Annotated in this window: 20 protein-coding genes; 7 read left to right on the plus strand and 13 right to left on the minus strand. The window is 61.2% G+C overall.

Annotated features, from left to right (window positions below; all coding sequences use genetic code 11):
* Positions 1 to 36 precede the first annotated feature (36 nt).
* The 8 genes from JFT44_RS27340 to ffh form a co-directional block, all read right to left on the minus strand.
* Positions 37 to 768 carry a thioredoxin fold domain-containing protein gene (locus tag JFT44_RS27340; protein ID WP_057437999.1) on the minus strand — a complete coding sequence of 244 codons (732 nt, stop codon included), beginning with the start codon at positions 766 to 768 and terminating at the stop codon, positions 37 to 39.
* A gap of 141 nt (positions 769 to 909) precedes the next feature.
* Positions 910 to 1,806, minus strand: coding sequence for a site-specific tyrosine recombinase XerD (gene xerD / locus JFT44_RS27345; RefSeq protein WP_057437997.1), 897 nt, complete (start codon positions 1,804 to 1,806; stop codon positions 910 to 912).
* A 124-nt stretch (positions 1,807 to 1,930) separates the two neighbouring features.
* Complete coding sequence (locus tag JFT44_RS27350) at positions 1,931 to 2,344, minus strand: acyl-CoA thioesterase (protein ID WP_057437995.1); 414 nt, start codon at positions 2,342 to 2,344, stop codon at positions 1,931 to 1,933.
* An 82-nt stretch (positions 2,345 to 2,426) separates the two neighbouring features.
* Positions 2,427 to 2,777: a 50S ribosomal protein L19 gene (rplS, locus tag JFT44_RS27355; RefSeq protein ID WP_003175895.1), complete on the minus strand. Its 351-nt coding sequence runs from the start codon at positions 2,775 to 2,777 to the stop codon at positions 2,427 to 2,429.
* A gap of 45 nt (positions 2,778 to 2,822) precedes the next feature.
* Positions 2,823 to 3,596 carry a tRNA (guanosine(37)-N1)-methyltransferase TrmD gene (gene trmD / locus JFT44_RS27360; protein ID WP_024077235.1) on the minus strand — a complete coding sequence of 258 codons (774 nt, stop codon included), beginning with the start codon at positions 3,594 to 3,596 and terminating at the stop codon, positions 2,823 to 2,825.
* Positions 3,578 to 4,114 (minus strand): ribosome maturation factor RimM, encoded by a 537-nt coding sequence (gene rimM / locus JFT44_RS27365; protein ID WP_010565276.1) that lies wholly within the window; start codon positions 4,112 to 4,114, stop codon positions 3,578 to 3,580. The genes trmD and rimM overlap by 19 nt, the downstream gene beginning before the upstream one ends.
* A 5-nt stretch (positions 4,115 to 4,119) precedes the next feature.
* Positions 4,120 to 4,371 (minus strand): 30S ribosomal protein S16, encoded by a 252-nt coding sequence (gene rpsP, locus JFT44_RS27370; protein ID WP_003175899.1) that lies wholly within the window; start codon positions 4,369 to 4,371, stop codon positions 4,120 to 4,122.
* A 250-nt stretch (positions 4,372 to 4,621) separates the two neighbouring features.
* Positions 4,622 to 5,998, minus strand: a complete 1,377-nt coding sequence (ffh, locus tag JFT44_RS27375; RefSeq protein ID WP_029296179.1) for a signal recognition particle protein — start codon at positions 5,996 to 5,998, stop codon at positions 4,622 to 4,624.
* Between the two features lie 233 nt (positions 5,999 to 6,231).
* On the opposite strand from ffh, the gene JFT44_RS27380 reads away from it, so the two are divergent.
* The 3 genes from JFT44_RS27380 to JFT44_RS27390 all read left to right on the plus strand — a co-directional run bounded on the left by JFT44_RS27380 (position 6,232) and on the right by JFT44_RS27390 (position 9,952).
* On the plus strand, positions 6,232 to 7,044 hold the full coding sequence (locus JFT44_RS27380) for an inner membrane protein YpjD (RefSeq protein WP_057437993.1): 813 nt from the start codon (positions 6,232 to 6,234) through the stop codon (positions 7,042 to 7,044).
* A gap of 12 nt (positions 7,045 to 7,056) precedes the next feature.
* A complete protein-coding gene (locus JFT44_RS27385) occupies positions 7,057 to 8,295 on the plus strand; it encodes a transporter associated domain-containing protein (RefSeq protein WP_057959548.1) in 1,239 nt (412 codons plus the stop codon).
* A gap of 346 nt (positions 8,296 to 8,641) precedes the next feature.
* A complete protein-coding gene (locus tag JFT44_RS27390) occupies positions 8,642 to 9,952 on the plus strand; it encodes an MFS transporter (RefSeq protein WP_057959547.1) in 1,311 nt (436 codons plus the stop codon).
* Between the two features lie 78 nt (positions 9,953 to 10,030).
* On the opposite strand, the gene purT is transcribed toward JFT44_RS27390, so the two are convergent.
* The 5 genes from purT to JFT44_RS27415 form a co-directional block, all read right to left on the minus strand.
* Complete coding sequence (gene purT, locus JFT44_RS27395) at positions 10,031 to 11,212, minus strand: formate-dependent phosphoribosylglycinamide formyltransferase (RefSeq protein ID WP_057959546.1); 1,182 nt, start codon at positions 11,210 to 11,212, stop codon at positions 10,031 to 10,033.
* A gap of 69 nt (positions 11,213 to 11,281) precedes the next feature.
* Entirely contained in the window at positions 11,282 to 11,749 is a 468-nt protein-coding gene (locus tag JFT44_RS27400; protein ID WP_029296170.1) for a VUT family protein, read from the minus strand.
* A gap of 143 nt (positions 11,750 to 11,892) precedes the next feature.
* Complete coding sequence (locus JFT44_RS27405; protein ID WP_057437987.1) at positions 11,893 to 12,108, minus strand: DUF1289 domain-containing protein; 216 nt, start codon at positions 12,106 to 12,108, stop codon at positions 11,893 to 11,895.
* Positions 12,105 to 12,629 (minus strand): gamma carbonic anhydrase family protein, encoded by a 525-nt coding sequence (locus tag JFT44_RS27410; protein WP_186626222.1) that lies wholly within the window; start codon positions 12,627 to 12,629, stop codon positions 12,105 to 12,107. The genes JFT44_RS27405 and JFT44_RS27410 overlap by 4 nt, the downstream gene beginning before the upstream one ends.
* A 35-nt stretch (positions 12,630 to 12,664) precedes the next feature.
* Complete coding sequence (locus JFT44_RS27415; protein ID WP_057959545.1) at positions 12,665 to 13,267, minus strand: CoA pyrophosphatase; 603 nt, start codon at positions 13,265 to 13,267, stop codon at positions 12,665 to 12,667.
* Between the two features lie 146 nt (positions 13,268 to 13,413).
* Between JFT44_RS27415 and JFT44_RS27420 the strand changes: the two genes are divergently transcribed.
* The 4 genes from JFT44_RS27420 to nagA all read left to right on the plus strand — a co-directional run bounded on the left by JFT44_RS27420 (position 13,414) and on the right by nagA (position 16,637).
* Positions 13,414 to 13,962, plus strand: a complete 549-nt coding sequence (locus JFT44_RS27420; RefSeq protein ID WP_057959544.1) for an NUDIX hydrolase — start codon at positions 13,414 to 13,416, stop codon at positions 13,960 to 13,962.
* Between the two features lie 35 nt (positions 13,963 to 13,997).
* Positions 13,998 to 14,501 (plus strand): murein L,D-transpeptidase family protein, encoded by a 504-nt coding sequence (locus JFT44_RS27425; RefSeq protein WP_057437979.1) that lies wholly within the window; start codon positions 13,998 to 14,000, stop codon positions 14,499 to 14,501.
* A 261-nt stretch (positions 14,502 to 14,762) separates the two neighbouring features.
* Entirely contained in the window at positions 14,763 to 15,521 is a 759-nt protein-coding gene (locus JFT44_RS27430; protein WP_057959542.1) for a GntR family transcriptional regulator, read from the plus strand.
* Between the two features lie 9 nt (positions 15,522 to 15,530).
* Positions 15,531 to 16,637: an N-acetylglucosamine-6-phosphate deacetylase gene (nagA, locus tag JFT44_RS27435; RefSeq protein WP_128593884.1), complete on the plus strand. Its 1,107-nt coding sequence runs from the start codon at positions 15,531 to 15,533 to the stop codon at positions 16,635 to 16,637.
* Positions 16,638 to 16,687 lie beyond the last annotated feature (50 nt).

Consider the following 16,687-nt stretch of genomic DNA (forward strand, 5'->3'; position numbering starts at 1 on the left):
CGGCGGGCCTGATCGTCAAAGGCTCGACAATACTGTTTATTTGGCACCCAGTGCCAGTTTGGCGACTTGTGGCGCAGGCTGGTAGCCCGGAATCACCTGGCCGTCGGCCAAGACGATGGCCGGCGTACCGTTCACCCCGATGGACTGACCCAGAGCGTACTGCTTGGAAACCGGATTGGCACACTTGGCGGACTTGATTTCTTTGCCATCGACCATCTTGTCCATGGCTGCTTTCTTGTCGGTTGCGCACCATACCGCTTGCAGTTGCTCGTCGCCCGGCGAACCGAGGCCCTGGCGCGGGAACGCTACGTAACGCACTTCGACACCCATCTTGTTCAGCGCAGGTATCTCGGCGTGCAGCTTGTGGCAGTACGGGCAAGTGGTGTCGGTGAAGACGGTGATGTGGGTCTTGGTTTCGCCAATCGCGGGGTAGACCACGGTCTCGGCCACCGGGATACCGTTGATCAGCTTGGAGATCCCAACGCGCTCGGCCTTCTCGGTGAGGTTGACCGGCTTGCCGTCTTTCAACTGGAATAGGTAGCCCTGGACGATGTACTGACCGTCGGCGCTGGCATACAGCACGCGGCTGCCCTTGAGCTTGACCTCATACAGGCCGGCCATCGGGCTGGCGCTGATGCTTTCGACCGGAGTTTCGAGCTGGAGGCTTTCCAGACTCTTACGGATTGTCTTCTCGGCGGCGTCATCGGCGACGGCAAAGGTTGAAACCAACGCAATGGCTGCGGCGGCAAAAATCTGGGTCAAGCGCATGGGAACTCCTGAAGGCAGATGCAGGGACGAAGGCCAGGACGCCGATCTGGAAACACGGCTCGGGACCGTCCCCTTTGCAAACCGGCAAAGCCTACCACAATTGGGCGCCAGGGCAGACGCTGGCGGCCAAATTGGGGCCTGTCAGCCCCTTGGGTGATGTTTGGCATGCAGGTCCTGCAACCTTGCCCGCGCCACATGGGTATAAATCTGCGTGGTGGACAGGTCGCTATGGCCCAGCAGCATCTGCACCACGCGCAAATCCGCGCCATGGTTGAGCAGATGGGTGGCAAATGCATGGCGCAGGGTGTGGGGGGACAGCGACTTACCGATCCCGGCGACCTTGGCCTGGTGCTTGATGCGATGCCAGAAGGTCTGGCGGGTCATCTGCTCGCCGCGCAGGCTGGGGAACAGCACGTCACTGGGGCGCCCGCCGAGCAGCTCGCTGCGGGCATCGCGCATATAGCGCTCGACCCACACGATTGCCTCTTCGCCCATGGGCACCAGGCGCTCCTTGCTGCCCTTGCCCATCACCCGCAACACACCCTGGCGCAGGTTGACCTGCTCCAGGGTCAGGCTGATCAGCTCGGTGACGCGCAGGCCGCAGGCATACAAGACTTCCAGCATCGCGCGGTCGCGCTGGCCGATGGCCTCGCTCAGGTCGGGCGCGGCCAGCAGGGCTTCGACGTCGGCTTCTGACAGGGACTTGGGCAACGGCCTGCCGAGTTGCGGCATATCGACTTGCAGGGTCGGGTCGACAGCAATCAGCTTTTCCCGCAGCAAATAGCGATAAAACCCACGCACTCCCGAGAGGAATCGCGCAGTGGAGCGCGGCTTGTAGTTCTGCTCAAGGCGCCAGGCCAGGTGATCGAGGATCAACTCACGCCCGGCGTGGCTCAGCTCGAGGTTTCTCTCCAGCAACCAGCCATTGAACAGGGCCAGGTCGCTGCGGTAGGACTGGCGCGTGTTGTCCGACAGGCCTTTTTCCAGCCAGAGGGCGTCGAGGAAGCGGTCGATCAGGGGATGGTCAATGGCGGGCATGGGGGCTCAGGCTGAGTACTTTAGTGTCTGGTAGATCCTATCGCAGGCAAGCCCGCGCCCCCAGGGAAATGCATGGCTAATGTGGGAGCTGGCTGGCCTGCGATAGCGGCGACGCGGTCTCGGATCAGTCTACAAACCCAGGCAGCACTGGCACCGGGCGCTTATCGTCATCAATTGCGACAAAGCTGAACACACCCTGGATCGCCTTCTCGCGGCCATCGGCACTCATGCTCTCGACAAACACCTCCACTTCCACCTTGAGGCTGGTGTTACCGACTTTGATCACGCGGCCAATCAGCTCGACGATGGAACCGGCCGGGATCGCATGATTGAAGTCGATACGGTCGGTAGACACCGTCACCAGCGGCAAACGGCAAAACCGCGTGGCGGTGATGAACGACACTTCATCCATCCAGGCCAATGCAGTACCGCCAAACAGCGTGTTGTGGTGGTTGGTGGTCGGCGGAAATACGGCTTTGGTTACATGGGTCACGGACAGGTCGGTGCGGCGCTGGATTTCTTCGAGGCGGGTGGTCATGAACGGGTTCCGGGCAAGGGGCAAATTTCAGGCACAAAAAAGCAGCCCGTAGGCTGCTTTTTTCTGCATCGGGAAGCTGGACTTAAGCCAGTTTTTCCTTGATGCGAGCTGCTTTACCGGACAGGTCACGCAGGTAGTACAGCTTGGCTTTACGTACGTCACCGCGACGTTTAACGGCCATGCTGTCGATTTGCGGGCTGTAGGTCTGGAAAGTACGCTCTACGCCAACACCGTTGGAGATTTTACGAACAGTGAAAGCACTGTTCACACCACGGTTACGCTTGGCGATTACGACGCCTTCGAACGCTTGCAGACGCGAACGGTCGCCTTCCTTCACTTTCACCTGAACGACAATGGTGTCGCCCGGGGCAAAGGTAGGGATCTCTTTGGTCATCTGCTCTGCTTCGAGTGCAAGGATGATTTTGTTAGTCATGCTGTGCTCCTAAGGTAGATCGTCGGATCTACCATCGATACGTTGTTAACTATCGTCCCGCGCGAGGATGTATTCCTCGAGCAGCTTCTTCTCTTCTCCAGAAAGCGAGCGGCTTTCCAGAAGATCGGCGCGTCGTTCATAGGTCCGACCAAGGGACTGCTGTAAACGCCAACGCCGGATGTGTGCGTGATTGCCACTTAGCAACACGTCGGGAACACGCTGATCCGCATACACCTCCGGTCGGGTGTAGTGCGGGCAATCCAGCAAACCATCCGTGAAGGAATCTTCCTCCGCGGAGTCCGCATGCCCTAAAGCTCCAGGCAGCAGTCGTGTAACCGCATCTATCAGGACCATCGCCGGCAGCTCACCGCCAGACAGGACATAGTCCCCAATCGACCACTCTTCATCGACATGAGCTTCAATAAAACGCTCGTCAATGCCTTCATAGCGACCGGCAATCAGGATCAGTGCTTCCTCATTCGCCAGTTCGCGTACCGCCGCCTGTTTCAGCTGACGGCCTTGAGGGGACAGGTAAATTACCTTCGCCTTCTCCCCGGCGGCTGCCTTGGCCTGAACCAATGCATCTTCCAGGGGCTTGATCTTCATCACCATGCCCGGGCCACCGCCAAATGGGCGATCGTCCACAGTGTGATGCCGATCCGTCGTGTAGTCTCGCGGGTTCCAACAGGTAAGCTGCAACAGCCCCTGTTTCACCGCCCGACTGGTGATGCCGTACTCGCTGATGGCGGAAAACATCTCGGGAAACAAACTGATCACTTCAATGCGCAAATTAGCCACGCTTAGAAGTCCGCGTCCCATTCCACCTTCATCTCGCCCGCTGCCAGGTCGACGGCCAACACGCATTGCTCGGTATAGGGCAACAGGCGTTCGCGATCATCCAGGCTGCCAGCGCAAGGCTTGACCACCATTACATCATTGGCGCCGGTTTCCAGAAGATGGTCGATTTTCCCGAGCAATTGCCCGAGTTGATCAATAACCTTCAGACCTTCCAGCTGGTACCAGTAGTACTCGCCGTCGGTCAATTCAGGGAACAGGTTGCGCGGCACGCAGATCTCATAACCGGCCAGAAGACGCGCTTCTTCACGATCATCGAGACCCTTGAGCTTTGCGACCAGGAACTTATCGTTCCCACGTCCACTGACCAGCTCGACCTGTTTCACACTACCTTCGCGCTTGAGCGTCCAGGTCTTGTACTGCAACAGGTTTTCAGTCGGATCAGTAAAGGAATACACCTTCACTTCGCCGCGAACGCCATGAACAGAGTAAATCTTGCCGATAACGATCAAATCATCAGCAACAGCTGGCGTCGCGTTCATATTGCTCAGGCTGCGGCCTTAGCCGAGTCCTTCAACAACTTGGCAACACGCTCGGAAGGCTGTGCACCAACGCTCAGCCAGTAGGCTACGCGCTCTTGGTTCACGGACAGACGAACTTCTTGACCACGAGCAACAGGGTTGAAGAAACCAACCTGTTCCTTGTGCGAACCGTCGCGCGGGTTGCGGCTGTCGGTTACGGTCAAGTGGTAAAACGGGCGCTTTTTGGAGCCGCCAAGGGCAAGACGGATTGTTAGCATGTGAACATCGTTCCTGTAGTCGGTGCTGCAAATCTAAATGCACAGCGGGCATGGGTGCCCGAAAGGCCGCATATTCTAAGGAATATCCGGACTTTTGCAAATGTCTTTTTCCGGCGCCTGACCGCGTGCCATTCAGATCTGCTATAGAGCCGTCGGTTAAAACGGCGAGTCAGCTCCCGCCAACGGCGGGTTTGCTGGAGATCCCACATCCTTGTGGGTCTGCGCAAGAGCAAGCCCTTGCGCGAATTCTTTACATCTTCGGCATGCCACGGCCGGGCATCATACCGCCCATGCCGCGCATCATTTTGGCCATGCCGCCTTTGGCGGAGAATTTCTTCATCATCTTTTGCATCTGCTTGTGCTGCTTGATCAAGCGACCGATGTCCTGCACCTGGGTGCCGGAACCCATGGCGATCCGACGTTTGCGCGAACCGCTGATCAGCTCAGGGTCGCGGCGCTCGGCCGGGGTCATGGAGTTGATGATGGCTTCCATCTGCTTGAACTGCTTCTCTGCCGCACCCTGGGCATTGCCCATTTGCGCCAGGTTCACACCGCCGATGTTCGGCAGCTTGTCCATCAGGCCGCCGAGGCCGCCCATGTTCTTCATCTGTTGCAACTGATCGCGGAAGTCTTCGAGGTCGAAGCCCTTGCCCTTTTTCAGCTTCTTGGCCAGTTTGTCGGCCTTGTCCTTGTCGAGGGTCTGCTCGGCCTGCTCGATCAGGCTGAGCACGTCGCCCATGCCGAGGATCCGCGAGGCAATCCGCTCAGGGTGGAACGGCTCGAGCGCTTCGGTCTTCTCGCCCATACCGATGAACTTGATCGGCTTGCCGGTGATTGCGCGCACCGACAGTGCGGCACCGCCACGGGCATCACCGTCGACCTTGGTCAGGATCACGCCGGTCAGCGGCAGGGCATCACCAAAGGCCTTGGCGGTGTTCGCCGCGTCCTGGCCGGTCATGGCATCGACCACGAACAGGGTTTCTACCGGGTTGATCGCGGCATGCAGCGCCTTGATCTCGCCCATCATCTCTTCGTCGATGTGCAGGCGACCGGCGGTATCGACGATCACCACGTCGATGAACTTGAGCTTGGCTTCTTTAATGGCAGCGTTGGCGATGTCGACCGGCTTCTGGCTCAGGTCGGACGGGAAAAAGGTCACGCCGATTTCACCGGCGAGCATTTCCAGCTGCTTGATCGCGGCCGGACGGTACACGTCCGCCGACACCACCATCACGGATTTTTTCTTGCGCTCTTTAAGGAAGCGCGCCAGCTTGGCAGCGGTGGTGGTCTTGCCCGCCCCCTGCAAACCGGCCATCAACACCACGGCCGGCGGCACGGCGCTGAGGTTCAGGTCTTCGTTGGCCGCACCCATCAGGCTTTCGAGCTCGGCCTGGACGACCTTCACAAAGGCCTGGCCCGGCGTCAGGCTGCGGGACACTTCAGTGCCGACCGCACGCTCCTTGACCGAGTTGACGAAATCCTTGACCACAGGCAAGGCAACGTCGGCTTCGAGCAACGCCATGCGCACTTCGCGCAGGGTGTCTTTAATATTGTCCTCGGTCAGCTTGGCCTTGCCGGTGACATGGCGCAGCGTCTGCGAGAGACGGTCAGTCAAGTTTTCAAACATGCGCGATCCTTTCAGGCCCTATTCATCGAAGTGCATCGGTAGACCGAGGTAATGGCGGCCCAGGCTGTGTAAATCGCTATTAAAAACAGCGCTTGGCGAGCCTGCGGCGTGGGCAGGTCGCGGATTATAGCGAAGACTGCCGTCATGCACACCCGCTGTCTGGCCCGCTGGTCTTTCGTGGAACGCAGGTGTGTGCCAAACTCATCGGCTTTCGGGCTTGCCTAACAGGATTTATGCTCCCTTTGTCACCCAGTTTGCTACCCAGTCTCGCCGCCGCACTCTTGTATGCCGCTGCGACCCTCTACCAGGGCACCCGTCTGGCCCAACGCGCCAGGGCGGACAAACGCCTGCTGGCCGGCCTCGGCGTGTTCGCCTTGCTGGCCCACGCTGCCAGCCTGTTCACCCACCTGATGACACCAGTGGGCCTGGGCCTGGATTTTTTCAGCGCCGCCAGCCTGATTGCCGCTGCGGTCATTGCCTTGACGCTGCTGGCCTGCGCGCGGATCCCGGTGGAGAACCTGCTGTTGCTGCTCTTCCCCCTGGGGATGCTGACAGTGCTGCTGGCGCAATTTGCCCCCACCGGCACGGTGCAGGTGATCGACGAGGAGCCGGGCATCCTCGCGCATATCCTGCTGTCGATCCTCGCCTACGGCATGTTCACCATCGCCGTGTTCCAGGCGTTGCTGCTGCTCTTGCAGGACCACCAGCTCAAGCACAAGCACCCTTCCGGGCTGATCAAGAACTTCCCGCCGCTGCAGACCATGGAAAGCCTGCTGTTCGGTTTCCTCTGGGCCGGCTGGACGCTGCTGTCGCTGTCGCTGATTTCCGGCTGGCTGTTCGTCGAGAACCTGTTCGCCCAGCACCTGGTGCACAAAACCCTGCTGGCGTGCCTGGCCTGGGTGGTGTTCAGCGTGCTGCTGTGGGGCCGCAATCGCCTGGGCTGGCGCGGGCACAAGGCGATCCGCTGGACCCTGGCCGGCTTCTGCCTGCTGATGCTGGCGTATTTCGGCAGCAAGCTGGTTCGCGAATTCATCCTGCATATCTGACGGGCGGCAATCATGCACAACTTGCCCCTTGAGCCGATGCTCGCGGTAGTCGCGCTGCTGGTCTTGTGGTCGGCGCTGTTTACCGCCATCGAGGCGGCCCAGCTCCATTTGCTGGCCCTGCGCCCCGGTACGCGGCAGGGCGACAAGGCCGCCGCCCGCCTCAACTTCCCGCGCAACAGCCTGATCCTGTGCAACACCCTGTGCCGCGCGGTGGTGGTGATTCTGTGCACCCTGCTGGCGATCTATGCCTGGGCCGAAAACGGTCCCTGGCTGGGTTGGCTGGTCTCCAGCGGGCTGTTGCTGGTGCTGGCCGACTACCTGCCGCGCACCCTCGCCACCCGCTATCCGCACGCGGTGCTGGGGTTTGGCAATACGCTGCTGGGTGTGCCGCTGAAAATCCTCTATCCCCTGGCCTGGCTGCTCAATGGCCTCAGCCTGCTGTTGCTGCGCCCTTTCGAACGCAAGTCGGGGATCGTCAAGAAAAGCGACGAGCCACAGAGCGACCCGTCCGACGAGCAAGCCTCAGACGCGAACGACGACCCTCGGCCGGGTATGCCGGGTATCCACGCCCTGGACAACATTACCGTCAATGACATCCTGGTGCCGCGCAGCGAAGTCGATGGCATCAACCTCGACGACCCTATCGAGGAGATCATCGAACAACTGCGCAGCTCCAAGCGCACGCGGCTGCCGGTGTTCCACAGCGATATCAACCAGGTCGAGGCGGTGCTCAACACCCGGCAGATCCAGCACCTGCTGCCCGATGCCAGCCTGACCAAGGAAGCCCTGCTCGCAGCCTGCCACGAGCCGTACTTCGTCCCGGAAAGCACGCCGCTGCAGCTGCAATTGCTCAACTTCCACAAGCAGCAACGCCGCCTGGGCATGGTGGTGGACGAATACGGCGAAGTGCTGGGCATCGTCACCCTGGAAGACATTCTGGAAGAGATCGTCGGCGAATTCGAAAGCGAGCAGAGCCTGGATAACCCGCTGATCCAGCCCCAGCCTGACGGCCGCTATGTGATCGACGGTGCCGTATCGATCCGCGAGCTGAACAAGTGCCTGGGCTGGCACCTGCCCAGCGACGGCCCCAAGACCCTCAACGGCCTGGTGACCGAAGCACTGGAGACCATTCCCGATTGCTCGGTGTGCGTGAAGATCGGCCGTTATCGCCTGGAAATCCTCGAAACTGAAGACAATCGGGTGAGCAAGGTGCTGATCTGGCATATCGGCTCAGCGCCGATTGCCACCTGACTCACGGTGGACAAGCCCGTGTGGAAGCGGGCTTGCCCGCGATAGCCTCACCTCAGTGTCACTGATACACCGAGGCGCCCGCTTCTCCCACATTTGATCTTTTCAGCCCCTAAGACCGCGCTCCAGCCCTTGTTTGCAGCGCAACCCCCTTCCTATAATCAATCGCGCTTACCCAAGCCCCGCCCGACCGCGTGCTATCCGCACTGAGCGTGTCCAGGCACCGCAACCCCGTGTCTGACCGGTACCCGCTCCCATCCCGAGCCAACGCCGCGCACTGCCCTGATCCATGGGTGCAAGACCAATAATAATCCGCGCCAAGCGCGCAATGACCATCAGGGATACCTCAATGAGCACCACCTATAACGAGGCCGCTCCCGCCGCCCCGACCAACTCGACCAGCCGGGTCGCCACCGCGAGCATCATCGGCACCGCCATCGAGTTCTACGACTTCTATATCTACGCCACGGCCGCCGCGCTGGTGATCGGCCCGGTGTTCTTCCCGCAGAATTCCGGCACCGCGCAGATGCTGGCGGCGTTCCTGACCTTCGGTATCGCCTTTATCGCGCGGCCACTGGGTTCGGCGCTGTTCGGCCACTTCGGTGACCGCATCGGGCGCAAGTCGACGCTGGTGGCCTCCTTGCTGCTGATGGGCGTGTGCACCACCCTGATCGGCCTGTTGCCGGGTTACGACACCATTGGTGCCTGGGCCCCGATCCTGCTGTGCGTGCTGCGTTTCGGCCAGGGCCTGGGGCTGGGCGGGGAATGGGGCGGCGCCGCGCTGCTGGCCACCGAAAACGCGCCCAAGGGCAAGCGTGCCTGGTTCGGCATGTTCCCGCAGTTGGGGCCTTCCATTGGCTTTTTGGCGGCCAATGGGCTGTTCCTGATCCTGGCGATGAACCTGGACGATGAACAATTCCGTAGCTGGGGCTGGCGCATTCCGTTCCTGCTCAGCGCCGCGCTGGTGATGGTGGGCCTGTATGCGCGCCTCAAACTGCATGAAACCCCGGTGTTCGCCAACGCCGTGGCTAAGGAAAAACCAGTAAAAGTGCCGCTGGTGGAGCTGTTCAGCCAGCATTGGTTGCAGGTGCTGCTGGGCGCGGCCGCGATGGTGGTGTGCTATGCGCTGTTCTATATCACTACGGCGTTTTCCCTGAGCTATGGCGTGAGCACCCTGGGCTACAGCCGCGAAACCTTCCTCGCCCTGCTGTGCTTTGCCGTGTTGTTCATGGGCGCGGCCACACCGCTGGCAGCCCTGGCCAGTGACCGCTATGGGCGCAAGCCGGTGTTGATCGTCGGTGCGGTGCTGGCGATTCTGTCGGGTTTCACCATGGAACCATTGCTGACCCACGGCTCGACCTGGGCCGTGGCGCTGTTCCTGTGCCTGGAACTGTTCCTGATGGGCGTGACCTTTGCGCCGATGGGGGCTTTGTTACCGGAACTGTTTCCGACACGCGTGCGTTATACCGGGGCGTCGGCGGCGTATAACCTGGGCGGGATTGTCGGGGCTTCGGCCGCACCGTTTTTCGCGACCAAACTGGTGGCGATGGGTGGGCTGAGTTATGTCGGCGGGTATGTGTCGGCGGCAGCGTTGCTCAGTTTGATTGCGGTGCTGTGCCTGAAAGAGACGCGGGATAACGATTTGAACAAGGTCGCCTGATAGACCGCTATCGCGGGTAACCCCGCCCCCACACTGGAACGCCTTCCACATGTGGGAGCGGGCTTGCCCGCGATGCTTTTACAGCTCTACAACCACCGCTTGAGAAGCACGGGTCGCCTTGGCCCGGGCAGCCTCGATCGACTCATCCCGCGCCAACGCCACGCCCATGCGGCGCTGACCATTCACTTCTGGCTTGCCGAACAGACGCAGTGCGGTATCCGGCTCGCTCAGGGCCGCGCCGAGGTTGGCGAACGCCGTCCGGGTCGATTGCCCCTCCACCAGAATCACCGCCGAAGCCGAAGGCCCGAACTGGCGGATCAATGGGATCGGCAGGCCAAGAATCGCCCGCGCGTGCAGGGCAAACTGCGACAAGTCCTGGGAAATCAGGGTCACCAGCCCGGTGTCGTGAGGGCGCGGCGAGACTTCGCTGAACCACACCTGGTCGCCCTTGATAAACAGCTCGACCCCAAACAGACCACGACCACCCAGGGCCTCGGTCACGGCTTTGGCGACGCGCTCGGATTCGGCCAGGGCCGCCGGGCTCATGGCCTGGGGCTGCCAGGATTCCTGGTAGTCGCCCTTCTCCTGACGATGACCCACAGGCGCGCAGAAGGTGGTGCCACCGACGTGACGCACGGTCAGCAGGGTGATTTCGTAGTCGAAGTCGATAAACCCTTCGATGATCACCCGACCTTTACCTGCACGCCCGCCTTCCTGGGCGTAGTCCCAGGCTTTCTGCACGTCATCGGCGCTACGCAACAGGCTTTGGCCCTTGCCCGACGAACTCATCACCGGCTTGACCACGCAGGGGAAGCCGAGGTCTTCGACGGCCTTGCGGTAGTCTTCCACGGTGTCGGCAAAATGGTACGGCGAGGTCGGCAGGTCCAGCTCTTCAGCGGCCAGGCGGCGGATGCCTTCACGGTTCATGGTCAACAGCGCCGCACGGGCGGTGGGGATCACGGTAAAGCCTTCAGCCTCCAGTTCCACCAGGGTGCCGGTGGCAATGGCTTCGATTTCCGGGACGATGAAGTGCGGCTTTTCCGCCTCGATCACCGCACGCAGGGCTGCGCCGTCGAGCATGTTGATCACGTGGCTGCGATGCGCCACCTGCATGGCCGGCGCGTTGGCGTAGCGATCCACGGCAATCACTTCAACGCCCAGGCGCTGCAGCTCAATTACCACTTCCTTGCCCAGCTCACCGCAGCCACACATCAATACGCGGGTCGCGGTTGGCGACAATGGAGTTCCGATTCGGGTCATCTCAGGTCCTCAGGGGAGCGGATCAGGGGGAGAAAGGCCGGCATTTTACATGAACGGCGGGCATTGGCCTCAGTTGGCGACACGCTGGCGCCGCAAACGCCAGGCCATGGCCAGCCACACCACGGTGACCCCGGCAAATTTCGAGGCCAGGGCGGTACCGACCACCGCCGGCGTCAACGCGCCGATCAGGCCAAAAAAGATAAAGGTATCGAGGGGAATGCTCAGCGCCGAGCTGATCCACAGCCGGTCATGCAACGGGCGCTTGGTGATGCTGAAGACCAGCCAGTCGATGCACTCGGAGACCGCGAACGCCGTGGCGCTGGCCAGGGCGATGGACGGATCGGAGGTGATGTAGGACAGCACCAGCGCCGCGAGCATGGCGATAATCGCCCCGTGGCCGAAGCGCGTTTGCACCATGTCCCGCAGGATAAACACCAGGCCACCCCAGGCGGACCAGATGACATCCAGGTGCGGGGCGGTGGAAAAGGCGAAGTTGATCAGCACGACGCTGCTGATATAGGCGATCAGGAAGAGCATGGGGCGAGGGACCTGTGGGTAATGCGCACAGGGTACACAATTAAAGGGATGTCGTCTGGAGGGGCCTCATCGCAGGCAAGCCAGCTCCCACATTGGAATGCATTTCAAAATGAGGGAGCTGGCTTGCCTGCGATAGCGCCCTGTCAGGCGCCAGATTTCCCAGGAATCATCCACAACACCCCACTGGCTTTCGCCCGCTCATGACATAACCCCAGCACCACCCGGCGCTCGGCGTTGTCCATGCGGCTCCAACGGGTGATTTCGTCGACATTGCGCTGGCAACCGGTGCAGATATCGTCGTCATCCAGCGCACAAATGCTCACGCAGGGCGAGGCGACGGGGCGTTCAACCGGGTTCATTCCGGCTGCTCGACCAGGTCACGGGCGTAGCGCTGAGAGTTATGCACATAGTGCGCAGCACTGGCCTCCAGCATGTTCTTCTGTTGCTCGGTCAATTCCCGCACCACCTTGCCGGGGGAGCCCATTACCAGCGAGCCATCAGGGATTTCCTTGCCTTCGCCGATCAACGAATTGGCGCCGATGATGCAGTGCCGGCCAATCTTGGCGCCGTTGAGGATCACCGCATTGATGCCAATCAGGCTGTAGTCGCCGACGGTACAGCCATGCAGCATGGCGTTATGCCCCACCGTCACACCGGTGCCCAGGGTCAGCGGGTAGCCCATGTCTGTGTGCATCACGCTGCCGTCCTGCACGTTGCTGTTCTTGCCGATCAGGATCAGTTCGTTGTCGCCACGCAACACCGCGTTGAACCAGACGTTGGCGCCCTCCTCCAGCTTGACCTTACCCACCAGCGTGGCATTGGGGGCTACCCAGCTGTGTGGATGTGTCTCGACGCGGGCATCGCCCAGGCGGTATTTCATGGTCTTCCCTCACGGCTTGCCATTCAAACGATGGCTTAAGTATTGATAAAGCTTTTCGGCGGACGGTGCAGGCTGATGTCGGCATCGTCATAGAGCAGGTTGATCAACTCGACGATCATGATCGCCGTCAGGCCCCAGATCTTGTATTCACCAAAGCGATAGCTGGGCACGTACCAACTGCGGCCCTGGTAGTCGATACGGTGGGTGTGCTCACGCGGGTCCTGGCGGAAAAACTCCAGGGGCACGCTGAATACGGCGGCAATCTCGGCATCGTTGGCCAGGTATTCGACATAGTCGGGGATCACACCCACATACGGGGTCACGCGGATGCCGTGCAGGGAGATCAGGGGGCTCAAGGGCCCGATCACTTCCACCAGGCCCGGTGGCAGGCCGATTTCCTCTTCGGCCTCGCGCAGCGCGGTGAACACCAGGTCCGGGTCTTCGGGGTCACGGCGCCCACCCGGAAACGCCACTTCGCCGCCATGGGTCGACAGGCCGCTGGCACGCAGGGTCAGGATCAGCTCGGGTTCGTCACTGCGGGTAATCGGCACCAGCACGGCGGCCTCGGGGAAACGGCTGTCAGTTTCCAGCGTGCGTGGCGTGTGATTGGTTACCCGGCGAAGTAGCTCGTCCAGCATGAGTCATCTCGATCTGTTGGCTACCTTGCATCATGCACCAAAGCGTACGGGTGCCCAACCCCAAAACCCCGGCCGTGTCGCTAAACGACAACTTGCAGGCCACTGCCCTGCACGCCAAGATAGGCGCAGTCCCCAGGAACCCAAGCATGAACTTCTGCAGCCAGTGCGGTAAACCGGTCATCCAGCGCATTCCCGAAGGCGACGCGCGCCTGCGTTATGTGTGTGACCACTGTCAGACCATTCACTATCAGAATCCCAATATCGTCGCCGGCACCCTGCCCGTCTGGGGCAACCAAGTGCTGCTGTGCCGGCGCGCCATCGAGCCGCGCCTGGGCTACTGGACCCTGCCGGCAGGTTTTATGGAAAACGGCGAGACCGTGGAACAGGGCGCAATGCGCGAAACCCTCGAAGAAGCCTGCGCCAGGGTGCGCAACCTGACGATCTACACGCTGATCGACGTACCGCACATCAGCCAGGTGCATATCTTCTACCGCGCCGAACTGATCGACCTGGACTTTGCCGCCGGCCCCGAGAGCCTGGAAGTCAAACTGTTCGATGAAGCGGACATCCCTTGGTCCGACCTGGCTTTCCGCACGGTACGGCGTACCCTAGAATGCTTTTTCGCCGACCGTCGGCAACAGGTGTTTCCCGTGCGCAGCGAATCGGTGCCACCCTTGACTCACCCTGCACAATAACAATCGAAGGTCACCGTCAAAGGGATACCGCTGCAATGCGTTGGTTGCTTGCTCTGCTCTGCCTGTCGTTCGTCACCCTGTCGTCAGCCACCACCCTGCAAACCCTGGGCGGTAAAACCGTCGATAAGATCCTGGTGCTCAAGTCCGCCCATCAGTTGCAACTGATCCACGACGGCAAACCGCTGAAGACCTACCGCATCTCCCTGGGCAAGAACCCCAAGGGCCACAAGCTGATCGAAGGCGACCGCCGCACCCCGGAAGGCTTCTACTGGATCGACTGGCGCAAGACCAGCGACCGTTTCAACCTGTCCATGCATATCTCCTACCCCAATATCAGCGATGCCGCCCGCGCCCGCCGCGAAGGGGTCAAGCCCGGCAGCATGATCATGATCCACGGCACGCCAGACAGTGAGGAGTATCCGGAACAGTGGTTCCACACCCTGGACTGGACCGACGGCTGCATCGGCATGCGCAATGTCGACATGCGCGAAGTGTGGAACCTGGTCAAGGACGGCACGATGATCGAGATCCGTCCGTAACTTCGACCGTTGGTAAAATAATTCAAAAAAAACCTGCCTCTGCCACAGCCCCTGCCGGTGAATACCATTTCATCGGCGGGGGCTGTGCGTTTCTGCGCGCGACAAAGACCTCTCTAATACCACTTGATACCACCCCCTGAAAAAGTGCCCTGCAAGCCGGTTCCGCACGCTTTTGGCGGCATTGACATGGTATTTAAGTGGTATTAATTTCCGGCCATTACCGGGCGACAACACTCCAATAACGCATCGGAAACCCTACAGATGAATCCCATCCAGACCCTGCGTCCTGACGACCGACAATCCACGCCGTTGTACCTGCAACTGGCCCGCAACCTCGAAGCGGCGATCCATGCTGGCCAGTGGAAATCCGAGCAGGCCTTGCCCTCGGAGCGTGTGCTCAGCGAGCAGTTGGGTATTTCCCGGGTCACCGCCCGTAAAGCGCTGGAAGTGTTGTTTGCCCAAGGCCTGATCCGCCGCAGCCAGGGCTCTGGCACGTTTATTACGCCACGCCTGGAACAGCCGCTGTCACGCCTCTCGGGGTTCAGCGAAATGCTGCGGCTCAAGGGGTTTGCCCCCAGCTCCCAGTGGCTGGTGCGCGAGATCACCCCGCCGACCCACGAAGAGCTGATCCGCCTGTGCCTGTCGCCCACCGACAAAGTGGCGCGGCTCAAGCGCCTGCGCAAGGCAGATGACACCGTGATGGCCATTGAAATGAGCGCCCTGCCCGCCTCGATCGTGCCCACCCCCCAGGCCATCGGCAGCTCGCTCTACGAATACCTGGAAGGCATCGGCAAACCGGTGGTGCGGGCCCTGCAACATATCCAGGCCATCAACGCCTCGGATGAGTTCGCCGCCCTGGTGGGCATCGCCCCCGGCACCGCCATGCTGCTGATGACCCGGGTCGGCTACACCGCCGACAACACGCCGATCGAAATCACCGACACCTACTGCCGCAACGACTACTACGACTTTGTCGCTGAGCTGCGTAGGTACGACTTTTCCGCCGAACTGCGGCCTTAGAGAACTGCCATGTCCGAAGACAATATCCTCACGCCCCACGGCTGGATGCGCGGCCGCCTGGTGCACCACGAAGGCAAGGTCAGCGCCGTCGAAGGTGTGCCTTGCGACCCGGCCGACAACGACCTGCCCTACCTGCTGCCGGGTTTTATCGACCTGCATGTACACGGCGGCGGCGGCAAGGACATCATGGAAGGCCGCAGTGCCTTCGAGACCATCACCCGCACCCATGTGCGCTTCGGCACCACTTCGCTGCTGGCCACCACCATGACTGCACCGGTCGAGGAAATCTCCCGCGTGCTCGGCGAACTCGGCCAGTTCTGCGAAAACCGTCCAAGCGGCAGCGCCCGGGTGCTGGGGGTGCATCTGGAAGGCCCCTACATCAACCCAGGAAAGCTCGGCGCACAGCCCAACTTTGCCCACACGGCATTGATGGCCGAGGTCGAGGAGTACCTGCGCCTGGCACCGATCCGGGTCATCACCATTGCCCCGGAAATCGCCGGGCATGACGGCCTGATCCGCACCCTCAGCCAACGCGGCGTGCGCATGCAGATCGGCCATACCCTGGGCAGCTATGAAGAAGGCGTCGCAGCGCTGGCCGCCGGCGCCACCAGCTTCACCCACCTGTACAACGCCATGAGCCCGCTGCATCACCGCGAGCCGGGCATCGTCGGTGCCGCACTGGCCCACGCGCAATACGCCGAACTGATCCCGGACCTGTTGCACGTACACCCCGGGGCCATGCGCGTGGCCCTGCGCTCGATTCCCTGCCTGTACTGCGTCACCGACTCCACCGCCGCCGCCGGCATGCCCGACGGCGAATACAAGCTGGGCAGCCACACCGTGACCAAATGCCTGGGCGGCGTACGCCTGGCCGACGGCACCCTGGCCGGCAGCACCCTGACCATGGATCAGGCGCTGCGCAACCTGGTGAAGATCGGCCTGCCCATCAGCGAAGCCTCACAGCGCCTGTCGCAATTTCCTGCGGATTACCTGGGCCTGGAACAACGCGGCCGCCTGCAACCCGGCAGCTTTGCCGACTGCGTGCGCCTGGACCGCTCCCTGCACCTCACCGACGTAATGGTCGAAGGAGAAACCATTGACTTCAAAAATGCTTGAAGAGGCCCTGTCCTCCTGTGAGGCCGTCGCGGCCCAACTGCAATGCCTCG

Source organism: Pseudomonas sp. MF5691, assembly GCF_016405645.1.
GTDB lineage: Bacteria > Pseudomonadota > Gammaproteobacteria > Pseudomonadales > Pseudomonadaceae > Aquipseudomonas > Aquipseudomonas shahriarae.